Source organism: Terriglobales bacterium, assembly GCA_035567895.1.
Classification (GTDB): Bacteria; Acidobacteriota; Terriglobia; order Terriglobales; family Acidobacteriaceae; genus Gp1-AA112.
This window is the reverse complement of record DATMPC010000111.1, coordinates 1-20,372: the sequence shown is the minus strand read 5'-3', so window position 1 is coordinate 20,372 and position 20,372 is coordinate 1. Positions and strand designations below refer to the sequence as shown.

At 56.6% G+C, this 20,372-nt stretch carries 17 protein-coding genes; 7 read left to right on the top strand and 10 right to left on the bottom strand.

The features are described from left to right. The first annotated feature begins 292 nt into the window (after positions 1 to 292). Positions 293 to 1,045 carry a DUF3891 family protein gene (locus VNX88_24220; protein HWY71795.1) on the top strand — a complete coding sequence of 251 codons (753 nt, stop codon included), beginning with the start codon at positions 293 to 295 and terminating at the stop codon, positions 1,043 to 1,045. A gap of 79 nt (positions 1,046 to 1,124) precedes the next feature. On the opposite strand, the gene VNX88_24215 is transcribed toward VNX88_24220, so the two are convergent. From VNX88_24215 to VNX88_24205, 3 genes are all read right to left on the bottom strand, one after another. After that, positions 1,125 to 1,922, bottom strand: coding sequence for a helix-turn-helix domain-containing protein (locus VNX88_24215; protein HWY71794.1), 798 nt, complete (start codon positions 1,920 to 1,922; stop codon positions 1,125 to 1,127). A 9-nt stretch (positions 1,923 to 1,931) separates the two neighbouring features. Further along, entirely contained in the window at positions 1,932 to 2,672 is a 741-nt protein-coding gene (locus tag VNX88_24210) for a PEGA domain-containing protein (protein ID HWY71793.1), read from the bottom strand. Between the two features lie 109 nt (positions 2,673 to 2,781). Beyond that, positions 2,782 to 3,195, bottom strand: coding sequence for a hypothetical protein (locus VNX88_24205; protein HWY71792.1), 414 nt, complete (start codon positions 3,193 to 3,195; stop codon positions 2,782 to 2,784). A 201-nt stretch (positions 3,196 to 3,396) separates the two neighbouring features. On the opposite strand from VNX88_24205, the gene VNX88_24200 reads away from it, so the two are divergent. Continuing rightward, positions 3,397 to 3,690, top strand: coding sequence for a hypothetical protein (locus VNX88_24200; GenBank protein HWY71791.1), 294 nt, complete (start codon positions 3,397 to 3,399; stop codon positions 3,688 to 3,690). Between the two features lie 81 nt (positions 3,691 to 3,771). Here the strand turns inward: VNX88_24200 and VNX88_24195 are convergent, their stop codons facing one another. The 3 genes from VNX88_24195 to VNX88_24185 all read right to left on the bottom strand — a co-directional run bounded on the left by VNX88_24195 (position 3,772) and on the right by VNX88_24185 (position 9,248). Then, a complete protein-coding gene (locus tag VNX88_24195; protein ID HWY71790.1) occupies positions 3,772 to 5,622 on the bottom strand; it encodes an ABC transporter ATP-binding protein in 1,851 nt (616 codons plus the stop codon). A 179-nt stretch (positions 5,623 to 5,801) separates the two neighbouring features. Next, positions 5,802 to 8,411, bottom strand: a complete 2,610-nt coding sequence (locus VNX88_24190) for a serine/threonine-protein kinase (GenBank protein HWY71789.1) — start codon at positions 8,409 to 8,411, stop codon at positions 5,802 to 5,804. A 312-nt stretch (positions 8,412 to 8,723) separates the two neighbouring features. Continuing rightward, the gene (locus VNX88_24185) at positions 8,724 to 9,248 is read right to left on the bottom strand and encodes a hypothetical protein (GenBank protein ID HWY71788.1); all 525 of its coding nucleotides are present in this window, start codon (positions 9,246 to 9,248) and stop codon (positions 8,724 to 8,726) included. A gap of 193 nt (positions 9,249 to 9,441) precedes the next feature. Between VNX88_24185 and VNX88_24180 the strand changes: the two genes are divergently transcribed. Then, a complete protein-coding gene (locus tag VNX88_24180; protein ID HWY71787.1) occupies positions 9,442 to 12,621 on the top strand; it encodes a hypothetical protein in 3,180 nt (1,059 codons plus the stop codon). 79 nt (positions 12,622 to 12,700) lie between these two features. Here VNX88_24180 and VNX88_24175 read toward each other — a convergent pair whose 3' ends face one another. Then, positions 12,701 to 13,234, bottom strand: a complete 534-nt coding sequence (locus VNX88_24175) for a GNAT family N-acetyltransferase (protein ID HWY71786.1) — start codon at positions 13,232 to 13,234, stop codon at positions 12,701 to 12,703. Between the two features lie 245 nt (positions 13,235 to 13,479). Between VNX88_24175 and VNX88_24170 the strand changes: the two genes are divergently transcribed. Continuing rightward, entirely contained in the window at positions 13,480 to 16,203 is a 2,724-nt protein-coding gene (locus tag VNX88_24170; protein ID HWY71785.1) for a UvrD-helicase domain-containing protein, read from the top strand. Between the two features lie 277 nt (positions 16,204 to 16,480). Beyond that, positions 16,481 to 16,633 carry a hypothetical protein gene (locus tag VNX88_24165; protein ID HWY71784.1) on the top strand — a complete coding sequence of 51 codons (153 nt, stop codon included), beginning with the start codon at positions 16,481 to 16,483 and terminating at the stop codon, positions 16,631 to 16,633. Between the two features lie 90 nt (positions 16,634 to 16,723). Here the strand turns inward: VNX88_24165 and VNX88_24160 are convergent, their stop codons facing one another. Both VNX88_24160 and VNX88_24155 read right to left on the bottom strand, forming a co-directional pair. Beyond that, positions 16,724 to 17,110: a hypothetical protein gene (locus tag VNX88_24160; protein HWY71783.1), complete on the bottom strand. Its 387-nt coding sequence runs from the start codon at positions 17,108 to 17,110 to the stop codon at positions 16,724 to 16,726. Further along, positions 17,107 to 17,304, bottom strand: a complete 198-nt coding sequence (locus VNX88_24155; protein ID HWY71782.1) for a hypothetical protein — start codon at positions 17,302 to 17,304, stop codon at positions 17,107 to 17,109. The genes VNX88_24160 and VNX88_24155 overlap by 4 nt, the downstream gene beginning before the upstream one ends. 137 nt (positions 17,305 to 17,441) lie before the next feature. On the opposite strand from VNX88_24155, the gene VNX88_24150 reads away from it, so the two are divergent. Both VNX88_24150 and VNX88_24145 read left to right on the top strand, forming a co-directional pair. Next, positions 17,442 to 18,920: a M28 family peptidase gene (locus VNX88_24150; protein ID HWY71781.1), complete on the top strand. Its 1,479-nt coding sequence runs from the start codon at positions 17,442 to 17,444 to the stop codon at positions 18,918 to 18,920. A 4-nt stretch (positions 18,921 to 18,924) separates the two neighbouring features. Then, positions 18,925 to 19,746: a rhomboid family intramembrane serine protease gene (locus tag VNX88_24145; protein HWY71780.1), complete on the top strand. Its 822-nt coding sequence runs from the start codon at positions 18,925 to 18,927 to the stop codon at positions 19,744 to 19,746. A gap of 228 nt (positions 19,747 to 19,974) precedes the next feature. On the opposite strand, the gene VNX88_24140 is transcribed toward VNX88_24145, so the two are convergent. Continuing rightward, a partial coding sequence (locus tag VNX88_24140) for a hypothetical protein (GenBank protein HWY71779.1) occupies positions 19,975 to 20,372 on the bottom strand: 398 nt, incomplete at its 5' end.

Genomic DNA, 20,372 nt, shown 5'->3' with positions numbered 1-20,372 from the left:
GGCAGGGTCTCAACAATCTATTATCAACGAATGGCGTGATCGGGCCATCGAGGAAGGTGGACAAGTCCGTCTGCCGCATTCAACGTCTGTCATTCTGAGCCCTCTTTTTTGGGCGAAGGACCTCCTGCGATATTTCGGATGCAATTGCGGCAGCGTGGCTCTTTGCACGACAACGCCTGAGTCCCTTTGCCAAAATGCCGCGCAACACCAAAGAAATCCATTACATTCCGGCAGATCCTTCGCCTGAAAGCGGGCTCAGGATGACAGTGCTCAGGTCCCTCGATAGTTCCCTATGATCATCTTTCCCATTACGGAAGAAGCACACTCGGTCGCTCCAGTGCTCGCGTGGACCGCGATTGAAGAGCGTCTGAAGCAAACTGCTGCAGAGTATTGGCTGGTCACGCAGCCTTCGCATGCGGCGCTTGCTGGTGACCTGGCGGCCGCGCTACGCGAGAACTTATTTGGTGCAATCGATCAGACCGTGGCGCGATGCATCGCCCTGCACGATGCGGGCTGGAGCATGGATGACGCCGAGCAGATTCAGCGTTTGCGCAGCCAGTCGAAACAAAAGCCTTCGAGTTTTCTCGACGCATCCACTGACAGCTTTCTCCAGGCTTGGACCGGATCCATCGAGACCGCCGCCAAGTTCGCTCCGATCGGGGGATATCTTGTGAGCCGCCACTTCGAGCGACTGTCGCTCTGGGCCGATGAGAAAAGCGCGGCTAAAGTCGAAGCGTTTCGTAAGCGGGAAAAGGAACGGCAGCAGAAGCTGAAGAAAAGCCTAAATCGAGACGACACTGCGTTGGAGCGGCTGGTGGACGCACTCCAATTCTGTGACGTTCTCTCACTGTATCTGTGTTGCGGATCGTCGCGAACAGTGAAATTCGAGAAACCAGCAATCACGCTCAGCCGCAAAGGAGATGAGTATCGTCTGGACCCATCTCCATTTCGGGAAGCGAAGCAATTCAGCTTTTCAGCGCTGCGGCACCCCGTATCGAGCGGTAAGAAAGGACAGTCGGGTGCTACGTTCTATATCAATCTGTAATTGCGGATTTGGGTCAGACGGGCAAGATGTCATACCACTGACGCTAGCGGATCAGTATCGTCCTATGCGCTCAAGTAGGTTACCCACAGCGGGTTTTTGAAAGATCGGCTACTTGGTGCGGAGACATTCGCCCCGGAGTCGCGCCAAAGAATTGGGCGACCTCTTTAGTGAGATGCGCCTGGTCGAAGTAGCCGAGATCGACGGCACGGGCCGCAGCAGATTCATTCGGTTCGTGCTCCATCTGTTCCAGAAACTTTTGGAAGCGAGTGACACGCGCTAACGTCTTCGGCGAAAGGCCTACCCACGTGTTCAGCAGATGTCCGAGGCGCCGAGTGCTCACTTCACAGCAGCGCGCGAGTTCGGCGATTCGTACCTGCCCACCGCTTTGTTCCACGATGTCAATTGCCTTCCGCACGCAGGGATGAACAGAGCACCCGGCAAGACGGAAAAGCATGAGTTCCTCAAGAGCATCGAAATGCTGGTCGACGGTGGACGCTCCGGCAACACGTTCTTCAAATCGTGCAGCATCCGCGGGAGCGACCTCCGCGAGGAGCTTTCGCTCCCCGACGAAACGGCAGACAGGAGTGCTCGTGAAAAGAAATGCCGCGCCAGGTCTGAGGCGTACACCAAACACGGAATGCCCGATCGCAGGACTACTCTCACGCGGTACGAGCCGCGGGCCTATGAAGTAGGATTCCGGAGCTGCGTCCGGTCGGACTACGATTGATATGGTGGTGCAGGCATCAGGAAAAGTACGCAGGCGCGTCCCTTGTACGATGTCGACCCACCAATAGCATCCGAGAAGCTGAGCTAAAGCAGGAGCCGGGCGTCGCGTTCGCAATTCGGCTCCCTGCACCATGGCGCTAGCGGCATTCACGCAGTTATTTTACTGCGCCGCAGAAGCCGCCAGATCGACAGGTTCAAGAGCTCCGTTGAGTCTTGCCTGGCCGCCGCTGACTCGCATTTTTCGCTGCCACAGGCGATAACCTGCCTTCCTCAACGTGACTGTGTGATCGCCGGGCTCGAGTTCGAGCACCGCGGGTGCGTTGCCCATGAAAGCACCATCAACTTCGATCTCGGCTCCGTCTGGATTCGAAGCAATGTTCAATTTGGCACGACCATTGGCGGGGGCGCTTTCCAAGCGCAGATCAGCAGAGCGCATTTCGGCTCCGTGTTCCTGCCAATGCTTGTTGATTGCTTCGCATGCGTCCTGCACGGAATTGCCCAGCGAACGAGTGGAGCGGCTGACAACCACGTCTCCCGAACGGCGGTCGAACACCGCGACTTTGTTCTTGCGTAAAACGAAGGATTTGCCGCCCTCGTGATCGAGAACCACGACGTAGTCTGCAGCTTCTTTCTTGTTGTTCATCACTACCTGATTGCAGCGCTCTCCGAAAGTTTTGATAACTTCTGCCGTCTGCGGACGGGCACCGCCATTCCCGGTGGCGCCGAAGCCATCTGCGGAACCTCCGGCTGCAGCACCGACCTCCCATGACTGGCTGTCGGTCACGAACACACGGGCTGCACGGTACTTTGCAGATTCCTGTTCCGCTCTCGGTTCGGCGGCAGAAAGTTGTGAGCACGTTGCGGCGACGACTACGGCTGGAACGAGAAATCTGAATCTCATGAGCTTTCCTCGCACGGATTGAATTTTGAGACGCACTACCCCTAAGAGCGCGTAACACGATCGGGAAGGATTTGTTTCGTCGTGTTCGGATTCGACGCGACTCGAGTCCTCAGGCAGCGCTCTCGCGCTGAGGCTGAGCTGCTGCCTCTCGATCTCCCGGAAGAATCTCGCGCAACGCCCAATCGATACGGCGGACAGCATCCTGAATGGCAGTTAGCTGTTGCTGCTGATCCTGGGAGTAAGGAACGTACATGATGGGCTGCAGCGCGTTGCGCACGTGATGATTCATCAGCTCGATGACCTGGAGCTTTTTGACAAGTTCCCTCTCGCGCCGACGTTCGTAGAAGAACACGACCAACCCAAGCAAGAAGGCAGCCGCGATGTTGTCGATCCAGAGTGTCCAGCCCGTAATGCTCTGCTGGCGTTCCAGGGTTTCCACCAGAATTCCAAAACCAAACGAAATAAGTGCCAACACCGCACTGACCAGCGCCTTACGGCTTGCTTGAACCTTGCTCAAAGACATGGCAGCTATTATCCGGGAAGTTAATCGACTATCGGAATCAGTATTGTAGGACGATACCGGTATGAACAGGCCCTCTACCGATTTCCATAGGGCGATTCTCGATCTCTCCAAGAATCCGGAATTTTTAGCATACAAAACGTAATGTTTTGTTAAAGATGCGGCTGGCCATTTAGTTGCTCCTCTCGCGGCAAAGGGAGGAGCATGAACCAGGAGATTTCCATCTCGTACAGGGCAGTCAAGTCGAAGATCTACAAGCTCATTGACGCCTTGGTCGAAGGCGAAAAAAACGAAGCCGAAGTGCAGGAGTCAATCCAGCGCTGGTGGAAGATGGTTCGTCCCGACGATCGAGCCGTTGCCGAAAAGTATCTGGCGATGGTATTGAACCGGTCGAATGCCAGCCTGCTCGCGATTCGCGACGGCGTTCATTCCTACGAACATTTTGGGGTGCGGCACGATTCTGTTTCACGCGTCGGGAACCGGCAGCCTGCAGCCTGAAAACCTGTTACAAAAGATAATGATAAGGCGGGCCGAAAAGCCCGCCTTTTTCATTGTTGGAATCATTCGGCGACCTATCCCTCAGCTGGCGAGCTTTTCCGCTGGTTGTTCTTGTCCCATCTGCAAACGTTCCAACTCGGCATAGACGCCTCCATCTCGCACTAGTTCATCGTGGGTACCCTGCTCTGCCCGCCTTCCGTCCTTGATCACGAAAATTACATCCGCCGAGCGGATGGTAGATAGGCGATGTGCAATAGTGATGACCGTCTTTCCCGCCATAAGCCGATCGAGCGCCTCGTACACCAGCTTCTCCGAACCGGCATCGAGGTCTGAAGTAGGTTCGTCGAGAATGAGTATGGGTGTGTTGCGAATGATGGCGCGCGCTATGGCTATGCGCTGGCGCTGTCCGCCGGAGAGTGTCATGCCACGCTCGCCGACAATCGTGTTATAGCCCTCGGGCATGCGGTCGATGAACTCCGCGGCGTTCGCGAGTTCGGCGGCGCGAATGATCTCGCTGCGTGTCGCCTCCGGTTTTCCATAGGCGATGTTCTGCCACACCGGCCCGTGGAAGAGAACGGTTTCCTGGAGAACGAAGCTGATCTGTTGCCGCAAAGATCGCTGCTTGAAGCGGCGCACGTCGACACCATCGATCTTAATGATTCCCGATGTTGGATCGTAGAAGCGTGGGATGAGGCTGATGATGGTCGTCTTGCCTGCGCCGGTGGGCCCAACGAAGGCGGCGACCTGTCCGGGCTCGATCGTCAGGCTCAAGTCCTCCAGGATCGGCGACTCCGGTGAATAGGAGAAGTTTACTTGATCGAATTCGATCTTGCCCTTGAATCGCGGCGCGGTTTTCGCTTTGGGCAGGTCTTTCACCTCGCGCTCGGTTTCGAGGATTTCCTGGATCCGTTCGTAGCCCACGAGAGCTTTCGAGTATGAGTCTGTCATCTTCGAGAGCTCCTGCATCGGCTTGTACATCTTGCTGAGGTACTGAATGAAAACAACTAGCGAGCCTGCGGTGATGGCTCCGGCGAGAACCATGCGCCCGCCGAACCACAGAACAAGAAACGTACCGACAGCGACGATGATCTGCACAATCGGCGCGAGCTTGGCTTTTAAGCCGCGCGCCCGCAGCGCGACTTCGACACCCTCGAGACTCTCTTCTTCGAGCCGCTTTGACTCGTAGTCTTCGCGTGCGAAAGCCTTTACCACGCGGATCGATCCCAACACCTCTTCGATGACCGATACGATCTCACTTTCCTTCTTGCGTACCTCGCGCGAGGCTTTCTTGATGCGGCGTGTGTATGTGTAAACAATCGCGAACAGCACCGGGGCTATTGAGAGCGCGATCAGGGTGAATCGCCAGTTGAGGTAGAACATCACCACGACCATGCCGACAAGCGTGATCATGTTGATGAATACGCCCAGCAGCCCGGAGGTAATGAAGCTTTGTATTGAGTCGATGTCACTCGTAACGGTGCTGATCAAGTCGCCAGTGCGCTTCTGATCGTGATAAGCGAGCGACAGGCGCTGCAGGTGGGAATAGAGAGCGTGTCGCAGATCGTGGGTTACCCATTGTCCCACGCTGGTAGTTAGGTACTTCTCCGCATAGGACGAGATTGCATCGAGAATCGCGACACAGACGACCGCGACACACGCGAATTTCAAGATTGCGAGCGGATCGTAACCTGCGACTTGATGAATAAATCCGTTCAGCCAGCCATTGGAGGCCTTGCTGTGCAGAACGTTATCCAACACGATTTTCAGCGGCCATGGTTCGAGCAGATTCGCGGCTGACTCTCCGACAACAGCCAGCAAACCCAAAAGAAGTGCGCCAGTATGTGGGCGCAGGAGTGTGCGAATCGTCAGCCGCTTTGGCGACAGCGGCTTCCGCAACAACTTCTCTTCCTGTACGAGTTCAGTTGTAGACACACAAATTCTCATACCTCCCCGGGCAACGGCAGAGGCTTCTCTGAATCGTTCACTGCTGCTCTGATTAGATGCAGCTTTGGAACTCCAGGAAAGAGCACGGGTAAGTGAGTTCATCGGACGGTCTAGGGAACCGTAGGTTCAGCCGTAGGGTTCAACGCTACTATGAAAGCGGCTCGCAGCTATTGATCGTCGGTCAGGACGCGGAATACGGGACGTCCGCCCAAGGAGGTCCGGAAGCCGTAGATCGTCAGCGCTAACACAATCATTGCCGGCACAAACCCGCGCGCGAAGTACCAGCGCGAAGGGTCGAGCGCGACGGGAAATACTTGAAGCATGTTTTGCACGCTAACCGCTGCAATCAAGGCGAGTAATCCAAAGCGAAGAAGCGCCAGCAATCCCAGGACGGCGAGCAGCACTGCCCCGAGCGTCTCCGCGATCACGTTCTCGCGGCCTAGATTGATAAGAGTGAGAAGGAGGCCGATTACCAGAATTGATCCCCAGTAGTTTCGTGTTACAGCTCGTACAAGGAAAAACAAGAACAGGATGGTGAGGCTAAAGAAGATTCCACCGATCCCGGCAAACAGAAGCATTCCAAGAAACTTTGCCGTCGTTCCTAAAATGGCACCGTCGCCATTGATCGGCGTTTGTCCGGCGAGGTTAAACCAGGCGGGTAAAGCATTGATCACGTGCTCGACGAGGGCGAGACAGCATCCGATCAAACATCCGGCGAGCAGATCGCGTCCAACCATGGCATCGCGATAATTGCCGCCCAGCAAGCGCGTCCAGGAGATCAGATACTCCGGCCAGCGCCGGCGAACATACGGCTCCAGCGCAATGTAATACCCCCAAATCATTACTGCGACCAGCAGGGCCAACGCTCCGGGAACAACTAATAGACTCAGTTCTGCGTTGGTATCTGCAACATGGTGGGCGAGCAGAATTCGCGCGGTGCAACTTGCCAGGAAGTAGAAGGCTGCCAGCCGAAAGGCCCCCTTACGATCTCCTCGCCCCAGGCGTACATTCTTTCGCGCAAAAATCACAGCAGCCAAAATCAGGAAAACGCCGCCGGTGGCAACGGTCAGCACAGCGATGGTGCCAGTCCGACTTGTGCTGCGTTGCGGCGTCCAATCGGCCGCCTTCGTCCAGGGTGTGATCACCTGAAAATGGACTGGCTTGCCGTGGTACGACGCAGCACTAACGTGGATGGGCGTGTTATCACCTTCATAAGTCCCTTCCCAATCTCGCTGCCTATCGAAAGGTTCGTCAGGAAGCCATTTTGCCGGCGCGCTCGCGAACCGATTCAGATCGAGCCCGGCCTGCTGGAACATTTCCTGCCAGTTCGGCTCGAGCGCTGAAGATAAAGACTCGTCCTGTGAAGGTACAGCACGAAAGAAGCGCAATCTACCGAGCGAATCCAGAGAGACGAGCACCATTCCCGAGGTCTCGTACGGAGGATCGTCAAGTTGCACCTGAGAACCGGCATTGTGAGGAATCAAGACTTCTGGGCTTTGCCGATAGTTGAAGGCTAGCGCTCCGGGGTTCGATCCGGAAATCGGCTCACCATGCGGCGATGACATTTTTCGCGCATTTCGGTAGAGCAAATAGGCATAGTTGCGCTTGAATCCGAAAGCATGGTCGCGCGCCTGTGTGTACCCTGCCTTCACCGCAATCTCGCGTGCGTGATCTTCGAGCACTTCGGGACTCTTCTCTACTGGATACAAGGCAAGGTCGGTGGAATAGCGAGCGACCCAAAGCACTGCGATGAAACCGATTAACGCGAGCGCTAAGAAGGACCACGCAACTCGGGGCGCCAATGCATTCTCTCCGCCGGCTGCAGCTACCATTTGCGGAGATGGAGTCTCCCCGGCTGCGAGTGCCGCTGCCAGTGGATCGCCTCCAGGAAGCGCGGCGGCGACCTGGAGTGCCGTTTTAGGGCGCTTCACCGAATCCGCTTCCAGGCAACGCAGAATGACTCGCTCGACTAGCGGATCGAGATCATGCACCACATGACTTGGATTAGTGACGGAGCTGTGCTCCCGCAACCGCAGCAGGTCGTTCAGATTGCTGGCTTCAAACGCTCGCTTGCCGGTGAACACCTCGTAGAGCACGAGGCCAAGCGAATAGATATCGCTCAGAATCGTGACTTCTTTTCCCGTGAGCTGCTCAGGCGCCATGTACGCTGGGGTTCCTGAGCTGATTTCCTGCCCTTGAATGTCAGTGGCAACACCGGCAAGGCCGAAGTCCATGATGCGGACCTTGCCGCGATCGTCGAGCATCACATTTGCTGGTTTCAGGTCGCGATGCAACACGCCGTGATCATGGGCAATTGCCAGGCCCGCACATAACTGGCGCGAGATGTCGATGGCTTTGTCTTGCGGCAGACGGCCGATACGGCGAAGAAGTGTTGAGAGATCTTCTCCGTCGACATACTCCATGCTGATGAAGGGCACGCCGTTCGCTTCACCTATATCGAAGACGCGACACACGTTGGGATGCGAGATCTCACGTGCAATGCGAACTTCGCGGTGGAAGCGTGCCAGCGCAACTCCATCCTGCACCAGCTTTTCCGGCAGGAACTTCAGCGCGACATCCTGATCGAGCTTGAGATCTTCCGCGCGATAGACTTCGCCCATACCTCCGCGACCGATGAGAGCCACGATGCGATAACGGTCCGCGAGCAGGGTGCCGGGAAGGATGCGGCCGCTCTCAGCACGCAGGGAAGCTGAACTGCGGCTCGAAGACGATGACGGCGGAGATGGCGGAACAGGCGAAGAGGGACTGCGATCCAACGTGACCTGAACCTCGGACGTGGAAGCGCTCGGAGCCCCGCACGCCGGGCAGAACCGCGCTGATTCGAATACACCGCTCCCACAATGAGGACAGTAGGGCATGGATGCGCGATTCTACCTCAGGATCTCGGGTAGGACAGTTAGATGTGGTTTCGTGGTTCCGGCCGCCGGCGGCCGTGCCCTTTGATTTTTGAGTTCGCGATTTCCTGACTTGAAAATGGCAGCTCACGCAATCACGAATCCCAAGCAGCCCTCCGGCCGTGGGCGGCCGGAACCACGGAATCAGTTGTGCGGCGAAGGCTTTATTGCTCGCTATCTTCCTTTCAGGTACTCGTCCGGTATTTTGTTATCCGGCGTTTCGCCTTGCCAGAGGATGGTCATTACCCACCAGCGCTTACCATCATTTACCAACTGAAAGCTGTTGATGCCGCGCTGGAATGGTTGCCCGTCTTCGGCTTTGTGCCGCGATTCGTAGGTGCTGAAGACATGAGCGATGTTTCCGTAATGCTCAATCTTGTTCGAAACACCGCGCTCGAAGAAGCCTTCTTTCTCGAGACGCGGAGCAGAGCGCTCGACGTAATCCTCCGGAGACAAAACTCGTGCCTTTATTTCCGACTCATTCGGCGGTTTGCCAGTTGGGATCAGACGAGCACCTGGATAAAAAAGAGAACGGAAGCGGTCCCAGTCACGCTTCTTGCCCGCCGGACCGGAGATTACATCATAGGTCGCGGCCAGAACCGCATCGATGGAGTTCAGATCTTCGGGCTTCGCCTGCGCGGAGAGAGTCGCGGGTGCTGAAGATGACGACTGCGTTGAGACAGATTGAGAGGAAGACATGGAGGCGAACGCTACTAGAGATACGAGAACTGTTCTTTTCATGAGTTCGGAAATGGTAGTCGTTCTTCGTGAAAGACGCACGCTCTTCGCCTTCCAGGCCGGGCGTAGTAAGCCATCGATTCGCACGAGGCCAGCACTTCCGCTTGTGCTCTCAACCATTTATCCTCTGTAACTTCGTAATGAGGACAACATAATGTCGCTTCTCCGCCGCATGTGCACATTGCTGGTTGGTGTCTGCAGCATCGCAATGTTCGCACAGCAAGATTCCTCTGTTCCCTACAACGAACTACGCTGGCGGTGTATTGGGCCTTTCCGCGCCGGACGCACCGTCGCCATAGCCGGAATCCCCGACCAGCCCAACGTCTTCTTCATGGCTCCGAACAACGGAGGCGTTTGGAAGACCGACGACTTCGGTCGCACGTGGAGTCCTATCTTCGACGGCCAGCCTACCGGCTCCGTCGGCGCACTCGCTCTGGCGCCATCCGATCCGAACATCATTTATGTGGGCAGTGGTGAAGGACTGCGACGTCCCGACCTCTCTACTGGCGATGGCATCTACAAATCCACCGACGGCGGAAAGAGCTGGACTCATCTTGGTCTACGCGATGGGCAGCAGATCGGATCAATCCTCGTGGACCCACGCGATCCCAATCGCCTTTATGTAGCCGTCCTCGGGCATCCCTACGGCCCCAATGACGAGCGCGGAGTCTTTCGATCAACCGATGGAGGACAGACTTTTCAAAAGATCCTGTATAAGGACGAGAACACAGGCGCGATCGATTTAGCTTTCGATCCAACGAATCCGCAGACAATTTATGCCGACATGTGGGCTTCGCGCCGTCCACCGTGGAGTGTTGGCGATTCCTACAATGCGGCAGGAAGCGGTCTGTACAAGTCAACCGACGGCGGCGACCACTGGCAGCAGCTCACTGGCGGGCTCCCAGATTGGGAACATGACAAACTCGGACGAATCGGCATCGGCATTGCTCCAGGCAATCCTAAGCGCATGTATGCCATGGTGGACTCGCCAACCAAAGGCGGCGTTTACCGCTCAGACGATGCCGGCACGAGCTGGAAACGGGTTAACAACGAAGAGCGCGTGTGGGGACGCGGCTCCGACTTCGCGTGGGTACGCGTCTCTCCAAAAGATGACAACACCATCTATATCGCGAACACCTCAAGCTACAAATCAACCGACGGCGGTCAAAACTTTGTCGCGTGGAAAGGCGCGCCCGGCGGAGACGATTATCACACCATCTGGATCAATCCCAAGAACCCCGACATCATCCTTCTCGGTGTAGATCAGGGCGCAACAATCACTGTCAACGGCGGACGCACCTGGAGTTCCTGGTACAACCAGCCCACCGCGCAGCTGTATCACGTGATCACCGATGATCAGCATCCCTATTGGGTCTATGGCGGACAGCAGGAGAGCGGTTCGGCAGGAGTGATCAGCCGAGGCAATGACGGACAGATCACATCTCACGATTGGCATCCCGTCGGCGCCGATGAATATTCGTATGTGGCTCCCGATCCGCTTGATCCGAACATCATTTACGCTGGGCCGCGCTTCAAGGTCTCGAGGTTTCACCGAGATACCGGCCAAGTTGAAGATGTGACGCCATTTCTCCTTGGCGAATTCCGCACGAATCGCACGCTGCCCCTGATCTTTTCGAAGAAGGATCCGCATCTACTGCTGCTTGGCCTAAGTGTTATGTTCAAGACGATAAACGGCGGCAAGAGCTGGGAACAGATCTCTCAAGACTTGACGCGTCCCGATCCGGGAACTCCGGCCAACCTTGGAGTCTTCGCCGATTCCGATCCGCAGAAGGGCAAGCATCGCGGGGTGATTTACAGCATCGCTCCCTCACCGCTGGACGCAAATCTGATCTGGGCCGGCACGGACGATGGGCTCATCCACGTCACACGCGATGGCGGTAAGAACTGGGAAAACGTGACTCCGCCGGAACTCACGCCCTGGAGCAAGGTCGCGCAACTTGATGCCAGCCACTTCGATATGCAGACCGTCTATGTCGCAGTCAACCGATTCCGCCTCGACGATCTGCATCCGCACATTTACCGCACGCACGATGGGGGGAAGACTTGGCAGAAGATCGTCAACGGCTTGCCTGACAATGCGGCCGTGAACGTCGTCCGCGAAGATCATCGACGTAAAGGCTTGCTCTTTGCGGGAACAGAGACGTCAGTGTGGGTCTCACTCGATGATGGCGACCACTGGCAATCGCTACAGCAGAACCTGCCCGCAACTTCTGTGCGTGATCTCGTCGTGCACGATGACGACATCGTTGTTGGTACCCATGGGCGTTCTTTCTGGATCTTGGATGACATCACCGCGCTGCGTCAGATGCGGCCTCAGACACTCTCCGCCGACTTTCTCTTCAAACCGGCCGACACATATCGCTACCGGCGCGACGCCTGGACTGACACCCCACTTCCGCCGGAAGAGCCCGCGGGCAAGAACCCGCCTGATGGCGCGATCATCGATTACTTCCTCAAGTCTGGCGCGAACGATTTGAAACTTGAAGTTCTTGACGGCGCCTTCCAAGTGCTCCGTGCTTTTCCGAACAACGATCGGCCCGCGCCAAGCGCGAAAGAACTGCATGTACCGACATACTGGGTGCGGCCGCCGCAAGAGCTGTCGAAGCAGGCAGGTATGCACCGCTTCGTGTGGGACTTGCATTTCACGCCGCCCGATGTGCTCAGCCGCGACTATCCCATTTCGGCCATCTATCAAGACACCCCGCTAGCCCCACAGGGAATCCTTGCTCCACCTGGCGAGTACGTCTTGCGCTTGACGGTTAACGGACACGAGTTCATGCAGCCGCTCGTCGTAAAAGGCGATCCGCGGGTGAAAGCGTCTGATGCTGATCTTCAGGAGCAGTACGCCCTTGAGCAAAGAATGATCAACGCGCTGCATGAGGATTACAGCAACCTGCAGGAGCTGCGCAGTCTTCGCGCTCAGTTGAGCACCTTGAAGCCTCGTGCGAAGGGCGGGCTGGCCGACGCGATCAGCAAACTCGATCAACAGGCTGGAGCGCTCGAAGGTAGCGGAAGTGGATTCGGCGCGAACCGAAGCGGTCCAGAAGCCCAGAGTTTGGCGCGCTTGAATGGCTCGCTGGCCCACATCTACGAGGTTGTAAGTCTTGCCGATGCCGCTCCCACAACGCAAGCAGTCGCTGCCGCCGATCATCTCGAGAAGGCACTCACTGCAGCGATCTCGCGTTGGAACGAAGTCAAGGCTGGAGTCACTTCGCTTAATCAACAGTTGAAGAGCGGCGGTTTGCCTGCCATCGATCTGAAAAAAATCGCACCTGCGCAGCCTGAAGACGAGGGTGGCGGAGACGAGCCGTAAAGAGAGGCAGGTGCAGGTACAGTCCCGCCCACTGGGGGGACTCAAGGGCATTCGTTGGCGTCACTCACGCCGAAATACGTCAAATCTGCATCTCCATGAACACGTTGGCGCGCGCGTATGGCGAAGGGATTACCTGCTCTGGAGAGACGTGCTGAAAGCCAACTGATTCGTAAAGATGAATCGCATTCGCGAGCTTGCGATTTGTTTCGAGGTATAGCCGCTCTGCACCCAGCTTCTTTGCTTGCGTGATCGCATACTCGAGTACCTTCCGCCCAATGCCGCGACCACGCTCTTGTTCCAACACAGCCATCTTGGCGAGTTCGAACTCTCCAGGTCCCATGGGGAGCAACGCACAGCAGCCCACCGGCCGGTTCTCGGCGAGCGCCATGAAAATATGTCCGCCTGGCCGAAGAATATTGGCCACGGGGTTCTCCAAGACAACGCGATCTGCCGGCTCGATCACAAAATACTTCGCGATCCAGGCTTCGTTGAGACTGCGGAATGCAGCTTCGTCGCCGGGCTTGAACGGTCGTAAATGGATCGCAGGCATGTGCCCGGTCATTGCGTCTGAGATCAACATGTTCAGAACCGGTGAATGGGCTGAGGTTTCCATACACAAAAATCTATGCTCTACGCCATTAATACGTCCAATATCTTGTTAGTTGCAATTAGTACTTATTGAATATGGATGTGTTGTGGGCAGGTTTGAACTGCCGGCGGCTCTGGCTTCATCGATTAGGTTCGCCTGAACGCACACAACGGGGTCTTGCCGAACCTCGAAACTTGAAACTCGAAACGCTTTCCCTCAGAGCGGCCGAGCAGAGGGCAATTCTTAGCGTCTTCTTTTAAACTGAGAACTTGGACCTCAGTACCCTCAATCCGCAACAGCGGGAGGCCGCCGAGACTGTGAACGGGCCGGTGCTGATCCTGGCCGGAGCGGGATCGGGCAAGACTCGCGTCATTACGCATCGGATCGCACATCTGATCGAGGACCACGGCGTAGCGCCCGACTCGATCTTAGCGGTCACGTTCACCAACAAGGCCGCGGCCGAGATGGGCGAACGCGTGAGCCGGCTCGTCGGGCACTTCTCCGTCGCCCAGCCGCGAATCTCGACCTTCCATTCCTTTTGCGTACGCTTGCTGCGGCGCGACATCGAAGCGCTGCGCATTGGCGATCAGGGACTGACTAAATCTTTTGCCATCTACGACGAAGCGGATCAGCAGTCGCTGGTGAAAGCGGCTATTCGTCGCCTCGGCATTGACGACAAGCAGCTCACCCCGCGCAGTGTTCTTGGGCGCATCTCTTGGGCGAAGAATCACATGCTCGATCCACAGGAGGTGTATCTCAACTCTGCCGATCCGAATACCGAACGCGTCGCGCATGTTTACGAGATCTATCGCCAGGAGCTGCGCAAGGCCAATGCCTTGGACTTCGACGATCTCCTGCTCGAGGCCGTGCGTCTGCTGAAGAGTTCGGGCGAGGTGCGCCGCCGCTATAACCAGCGCTACGAATACATCCTCATCGACGAATATCAGGACACGAACCGCCCGCAATATGAGCTGATGAAGCTGCTTGCGGGGGAACACCACAACATCTGTGTAGTCGGGGATGAAGATCAGTCGATCTATTCCTGGCGTGGCGCCGACATTCGCAACATTCTCGAGTTCGAGCGCGACTTTCCCGAAGTGAAAATCATTCGCCTCGAGCAGAACTACCGCTCGACGCAGAACATCCTCGAAGGCGCATCGGCGGTGGTGAGCAACAACAAGCAGCGCAAGGGCAAGACGCTGTGGACCGATCGCACCGGCGGGACTCCGATTTACTACTACGAAGCACCCGATGGCGAGAATGAAGCGCTCTTCGCTGCTGATTACATGTCACGCTTCTTGAAAGAACCGAGCGAGACCGATGAGCCTCGCCGTGCCGCAATTCTCTATCGCACCAACTCACAGTCGCGGTTGTTCGAAGAGGCTCTGCGTCGTTATGGGCTGACGTATAACGTCGTAGGCGGCTTTTCCTTCTACGAGCGCGCCGAGATCAAGGACATGATCTCGTACCTGAAGCTCCTGCAGAACCCCGACGACTCGATTGCGTTACTGCGTGTGGTCAACACGCCACCGCGTGGTATCGGCAAGACGACACTAGAGACGCTGGAAAGACTCTCACTCGAAACCGGAGTGAGCATGTGGAGCGCCATGGAGCAGACGATTCAGGAGAAGCTGCTCCCCGGGCGCGCCGTTCAGGCGCTCGCCGATTTCAAGCAGATCATCGAGGATGCGCGGGCGATGCTGGGCGGGAGTTTTGTGGAGCGCCTCGCCGCAGACGCTGCTTCGCAGAGCGATAAGCAATTAGCAGTGAGCAACAAGCTGAACCCTGTGGTACCGGCGCCCTCACCTGTGGGCGAAGATGTCATGGGTGACGAAGCGGCAAACGAAGATGAAAGCATCAGCTTTGATTTTGGTTCCAACAATCAACATGAGTTGTTTGGATCGTGGGAACAGCCAGAACCTGTTGAGGCCCCACGCAGAATCGTAGAGACGCAGTCCGCCTCAGACGGATCTTTACCTGAAGGTCAGGGCGAGCCATCCGCATGGGCGGACGAGACGGCCGTCGAGGGCTTCCGTGCGCCGGGCAGCGCGGCAACATTGCCAGAGGTCATTAAGTTCCTTATTGATCGCACCGGCTATGTGAAGGCCCTCGAAGAAGAAGCCTCGCCTGAGTCGTTTTCCCGAATTGAAAACCTTCAGGAACTCGTAAATGCCGCGCGCGATTCGGCCGATCGCGGTGAAACTCTGGGCGAGTTCCTCGATCATGCCGCACTGGTGAGCGACACGGATCAATATGAAGAAGGCTCGCGCATTACGCTGATGACACTGCACTCGGCCAAGGGCCTTGAGTTCCCGCTCGTATTCCTCGTCGGAATGGAAGAAGGCCTTTTCCCTCATTCGCGCACGTTCCTTAATCCTGAAGAGATGGAGGAGGAACGCCGTCTCTGTTATGTCGGAATGACGCGCGCGATGGATACGTTAGTAGTGAGTCGTGCGCGGTATCGCCGCCGCTACGGCAGTGATCTGCCCGAGGCCAGCGTGCCCTCGCGGTTTCTCGAAGAAATTCCGCCTCAGTTGATGGAGGAGATCGGTGGCTCGCGTCGCAGCAGCGCGCGAGAAGCAGCATTCAGCGCCGCGGCCTTTAGCGAAGTCGACGAAGGCCGCCATTACAGCTATGAGGACGAAGATCAGAGCGCCGCGGCCCGAGCACGCATAGGACGCTCGCTCGCATCGGAGAGAGCCTATTCGACCAAGCGCAACGGGGACAGAAGTTCGCCGTATCAGTCGATCGACAACATCGCCGAATTCTTTGCTTCACGTGGCAAGAAGTTCTCGCGCCCGAAAGTCGAAGTCGCTGAGCCGACGGGCAAACGCGGATTTCGTCCCGGCCAGCGCGTTCGTCATCCGAAGTATGGAGAAGGCACAGTCTACAAGCGCGAGGGTGACGGAGACGAGGCCAAGCTTACGGTACAATTCCCGCAGTTCGGACTCAAGAAGTTGGTCGAAAAGTTCGCGCAACTCGAGAGAGTGTGAGCAAGCAAGCGCTTAGAAATCTGCTGCGGTGGGGCGGGCTGGGCATTGCCCTAATCGGTTTCGTTCTGGGCCGAGCCGCTCAGAGTGCAGCCACATTTCAGGCAGGCCGAGTGCTAGTGTGGATTGGTTTGGTCATGATTGTCGCGGCCATCATAGTGCGAATGTTCATTCGAGAGTCGTAGGTCTCGCATGAGTGAGGGGCTTACGTGATTCTTGCTTGAAGCCATTACAATCCTAGTGGCAACTTTTACGAACACATCATTCAGATAGGAACTCAATGGCAAATACAAAGTCTCTCAGTGAGGAAGATCGTAAGAAGGCAAAGCGGACAGCCCGCAAAAAAGCAACTCCCAAGGCCAAGCGCACAGTTCCGCGCGGCTCCGCGAAACGCAAGATGAAGAAGATGGTGCGCGGTACTGCAAAGAGGTAGAAGAGCAGCGGTAAGCAATTAGCGATTAGCAATTAGCTAAACCCGACCTAGACCTCTAGTTTGTCTTCGGTTTTAGCTAATCGCTGATCGCTAATTGCTGTGTTTTTCGCTGCCTTTCATATGCAAAACGAAATCCTTGCGCTCGTCGTTATCGACATGCACAGTTAATTCAGGCTTGGGATTGCCTTTCACGTCGGCGGTGATGATGTAATCGGCTTTGCCCGCTGGCACGCGCTGCGCGAATTCGCCCTGGTGGTTCGAGTAGAGTTCCCATTTTGCTTTCTTCTGATCGGCGCGGCGGATTTTGATTTTCACGCCGTATGCGGGACGCTGGTCGGGACCGTACAGAGTGCCGAAGAGCAAGGCATAAGGCTCGAGTTCGCGTTTTTGTGGGTCGCCCGCGATGGCCAGGCATGATGTGGCGAGCATGAAGGCAACAGCGAGGGACGCTGCCGCGTGGCGACGATCCCTAATCACTCTTCGTCTTCCTCCTCCTCTTCGTCCCCTTCTTCTTCTTCGTCGTCTTCTTCGTCCACTTTCTTGAGTTCCAGCGGATTCGCGGTAATGACTTCGAAGTCGCTGCCGCATTCAGCGCAGGAGACTACGTCGCCTTCTTCCACATCATCTTCTTCAATGTCCAGATCGGTCTCGCATTCGGGACACAGGACCATTGCATTGCCTCCGTTAGTCGCGGGCTTCTACATTACAAGATTTAATGAGTGCCGGGTGGTGATAGCCACTTCCGTAGTTTTAGAATCTAACAGTTTTCGCCGTCAAGTCTCTGCCAGATACGAAAAGGAACATTCAGGTGGCCAATTCCATACTGCGAACCTTGCGGTTCGCGTTTTTGCTGTCCCCTCTCACATTCAGTGTTGCTCAACAGACTCCTCAACCGCCCAGGCCAGCTTCAGTCAAGGTAACTGAAATAGACCTGAATGCTTCTCATCCCGATCCGCAGATCGCCGAGGCTCTCAAGCAGATCTCCCCGGAGCGCGTCCAAGCCACCATCGAGAAGCTCGTGACATTCAACAACCGGAACACCCTCTCATCGAACGATCAGGAAATGATCTCTCAAGGATTGGGCGTGACCGCCGCGGCCAAATGGATCCAAGAGGAGTTCGAGCGCTACGCGCAGGCGTGTGGGGGATGTCTGCAGGTGAAGACCGACTCTTTCACCCAACCGGTGGCTGCGCGGATACCCACTCCTACACCTCTGACGAATGTCTATGCGGCACTGCAAGGCTCCGATCCGGAGAGCGCGAAACGCATCTACCTCGTCACCGGGCACTACGACTCCCGCAACTCCGACACTCTGAACACGAAAGACGCCGCTCCCGGTGCTAACGACGACGCCAGCGGAACGGCTGTAAGCCTGGAATGCGCCCGCGTGCTTAGCAAATACAAATTTCCCGCAACACTGATTTTTCTGAGCGTGGCTGGTGAGGAGCAAGGACTCGACGGCGCGAAGCACTTCGCGCAAATGGCACGCCAGGAAGGGTGGGATATTCAAGGCGTTCTCAACAACGACATCGTTGGCGGCAACACTACGCCGGCTGACACACTGCAGCGTAAGGACACAGTCCGCGTTTTTTCGGAGGGCATACCTGCCTCGGAGAAGCCGGAGGATGTGACGCGCATGCGCAACCTCGGCGGGGAGAACGATTCCCCGTCGCGCGAACTGGCTCGCTACATCCGCAGCACGGCAAAGGAGTATCTTCCCAAATTTCAGCCCACGCTGATCTTTCGTCGTGACCGCTTCCTGCGCGGTGGAGATCACACGGCATTCAATGAAGAAGGATTCGCCGGAGTGCGCTTCACTGAGTATCGCGAGGACTTTAATCATCAGCATCAAAACGTCCGCACGGAGAATGGCATCGAATATGGCGACATGCTGAAATTCGTCGATTTCGCCTACGTAGGCAATGTCGCTCGCATGAACGCGGCCACGTTGGCATCGCTGGCCCTGGCGCCGGCTCCCCCAGCCAATGTCCGCATCGATACGCGTGGACTCACGAACGACACGACTCTCACCTGGGAGGCCTCTCCTGGGGGACTGGCGACGCAGTATCAAATTCTGTGGCGCGATGCCGATCAGCCTTACTGGCAGCACGCAATGAATGCTCCGGCCGGAGGGATGTCGATCACACTGCCGATCTCGAAAGACAACGTGATTTTCGCCATACGCGCGCTCGATGCGAAAGGACACGCCAGCTTGCCCGTTGTGCCGCGTCCGAGCGGTAGAATCGACGTACCCGGCAGAGCCGCAGCCTCTTCGTCCGGGATGTGAACGTATGTCTCCTCGTTACCAATCATTTGAAATGGGACTGCCGCCGTTCCGCGGGGCAGTTCGGCAGATCATTCTCTTTAGCACCGCTGTTTACATCGCGCTGCTGTTAATGGTCGCGTTCGCGCCTTCACTCGGCCAGGCGGCGTTCGCAATCGGCACATTACAGCCGGACAAGGCGTTGCATGGATGGCTGTGGCAGCTAGTCACATATCCGTTCATGTATGCCGATCCCATCCAGTTCCTCTTGTCCCTGGTTGGAATTTATTTCATCGGCAGCGCAGTGGAGGGACAAATTGGATCACAGCGGTTCTATGGACTGTTTTTCGGCAGCTTGATTCTTTCGGGCGCCGTCGGCGTCGGCCTGTCGTTGACCGGCGTCATCGCGCAGGGCCCTGCTGCAGGCTCGGGCGCTGCAGCGAACGCGATCCTCATGGTCTTTTATCTGATGAATCGCGGCGCGCCGATCATGCTGTTTCCGATTCCTCTCCAGATCCCGATCAAGTGGGTTGTAGTCGGCATCGCCGCAATTGAGACGGCTTATCTGTTGCTCTACCACTTTGCCCTACAGTTCTGCGTTGTCTTACTGGGGCTGGGTGCCGGATATCTGTGGTACACGATGTTTCTAAGGCGAGGAGTCTCTGTGGGGCTTAGCGAGCGCATCTACGGACTGCGCAATGCCTATTACCGTTGGAAACGTCGTCGCGCAGCGAAGAAGTTTCAGGTGTACATGCGCAAGCACGACCGAAACGTCTACTTCGACGAGTACGGCAACTACAAGCCGCCCGACGACAAGCGCGACGATGAGCGTGGTGGGTGGGTGAATTAAAGGCGGCATCCGATCGATTCGTGATTTGTCTTAAGTCCTGTCATCCTGAGCGCGGTTTTGCGCGAAGGATCTCCCGGAATACTTCAAGTGAAACCGTCGCGTCCCGGCTCTTCGGCCCAAGATTTTCGCCAAAGAGCCAGGATGGTGCATTCCAGGAGCATGCATCGCGGGAGATCCTTCGCCCAACGACTGGGCTCAGGATGACAGTTTTCAGCTTCCGCTAGTCGGCTATCTGTGAAGTGTGCAATACACCCAGCGCAGCTCGGGAAAACGCTTCTCGTACAGCCGCCGCGCGATCAGCTCCGCCGCCCGCCGATCGTGCTTCTGCTTGCGCGTCTCCTGCTTCTGGATCTGCAGCGCATCCCCGATCCGCAGCCGATGTCCGTACTTGGCCAATACCCGCTCGAACCACAACAGATTGCCCGTGCTCTCTACTCCCACCTCGGCTCCGGCCGGAAGCGACGAATAAAACTCCGCTACCGCCTTCCCACTGTGGTCCAGCCATTGCTCGGCAAACACTTCACCGGTCTCATTGTCCATGCCAAAGACCTGTTGCCCACTCGGATGAAAATCACAACCTATAATCAACATACGTTGGCTCCTTTCGCCCGAGCTCTTGGTCGTAA

Excerpts from the sequence above, each read along its gene's own strand:
- VNX88_24165 (HWY71784.1), top strand. The coding sequence starts at position 16,481 with ATGGCAAATACAAAGTCTCTCAGTGAGGAAGATCGTAAGAAGGCAAAG.
- VNX88_24200 (HWY71791.1), top strand. The coding sequence starts at position 3,397 with ATGAACCAGGAGATTTCCATCTCGTACAGGGCAGTCAAGTCGAAGATC.
- VNX88_24155 (HWY71782.1), bottom strand. The coding sequence starts at position 17,304 with ATGGTCCTGTGTCCCGAATGCGAGACCGATCTGGACATTGAAGAAGAT.
- VNX88_24180 (HWY71787.1), top strand. The coding sequence starts at position 9,442 with ATGTCGCTTCTCCGCCGCATGTGCACATTGCTGGTTGGTGTCTGCAGC.
- VNX88_24205 (HWY71792.1), bottom strand. The coding sequence starts at position 3,195 with ATGTCTTTGAGCAAGGTTCAAGCAAGCCGTAAGGCGCTGGTCAGTGCG.
- VNX88_24220 (HWY71795.1), top strand. The coding sequence starts at position 293 with ATGATCATCTTTCCCATTACGGAAGAAGCACACTCGGTCGCTCCAGTG.
- VNX88_24145 (HWY71780.1), top strand. The coding sequence starts at position 18,925 with ATGTCTCCTCGTTACCAATCATTTGAAATGGGACTGCCGCCGTTCCGC.
- VNX88_24185 (HWY71788.1), bottom strand. The coding sequence starts at position 9,248 with ATGTCTTCCTCTCAATCTGTCTCAACGCAGTCGTCATCTTCAGCACCC.
- VNX88_24210 (HWY71793.1), bottom strand. The coding sequence starts at position 2,672 with ATGAGATTCAGATTTCTCGTTCCAGCCGTAGTCGTCGCCGCAACGTGC.
- VNX88_24175 (HWY71786.1), bottom strand. The coding sequence starts at position 13,234 with ATGGAAACCTCAGCCCATTCACCGGTTCTGAACATGTTGATCTCAGAC.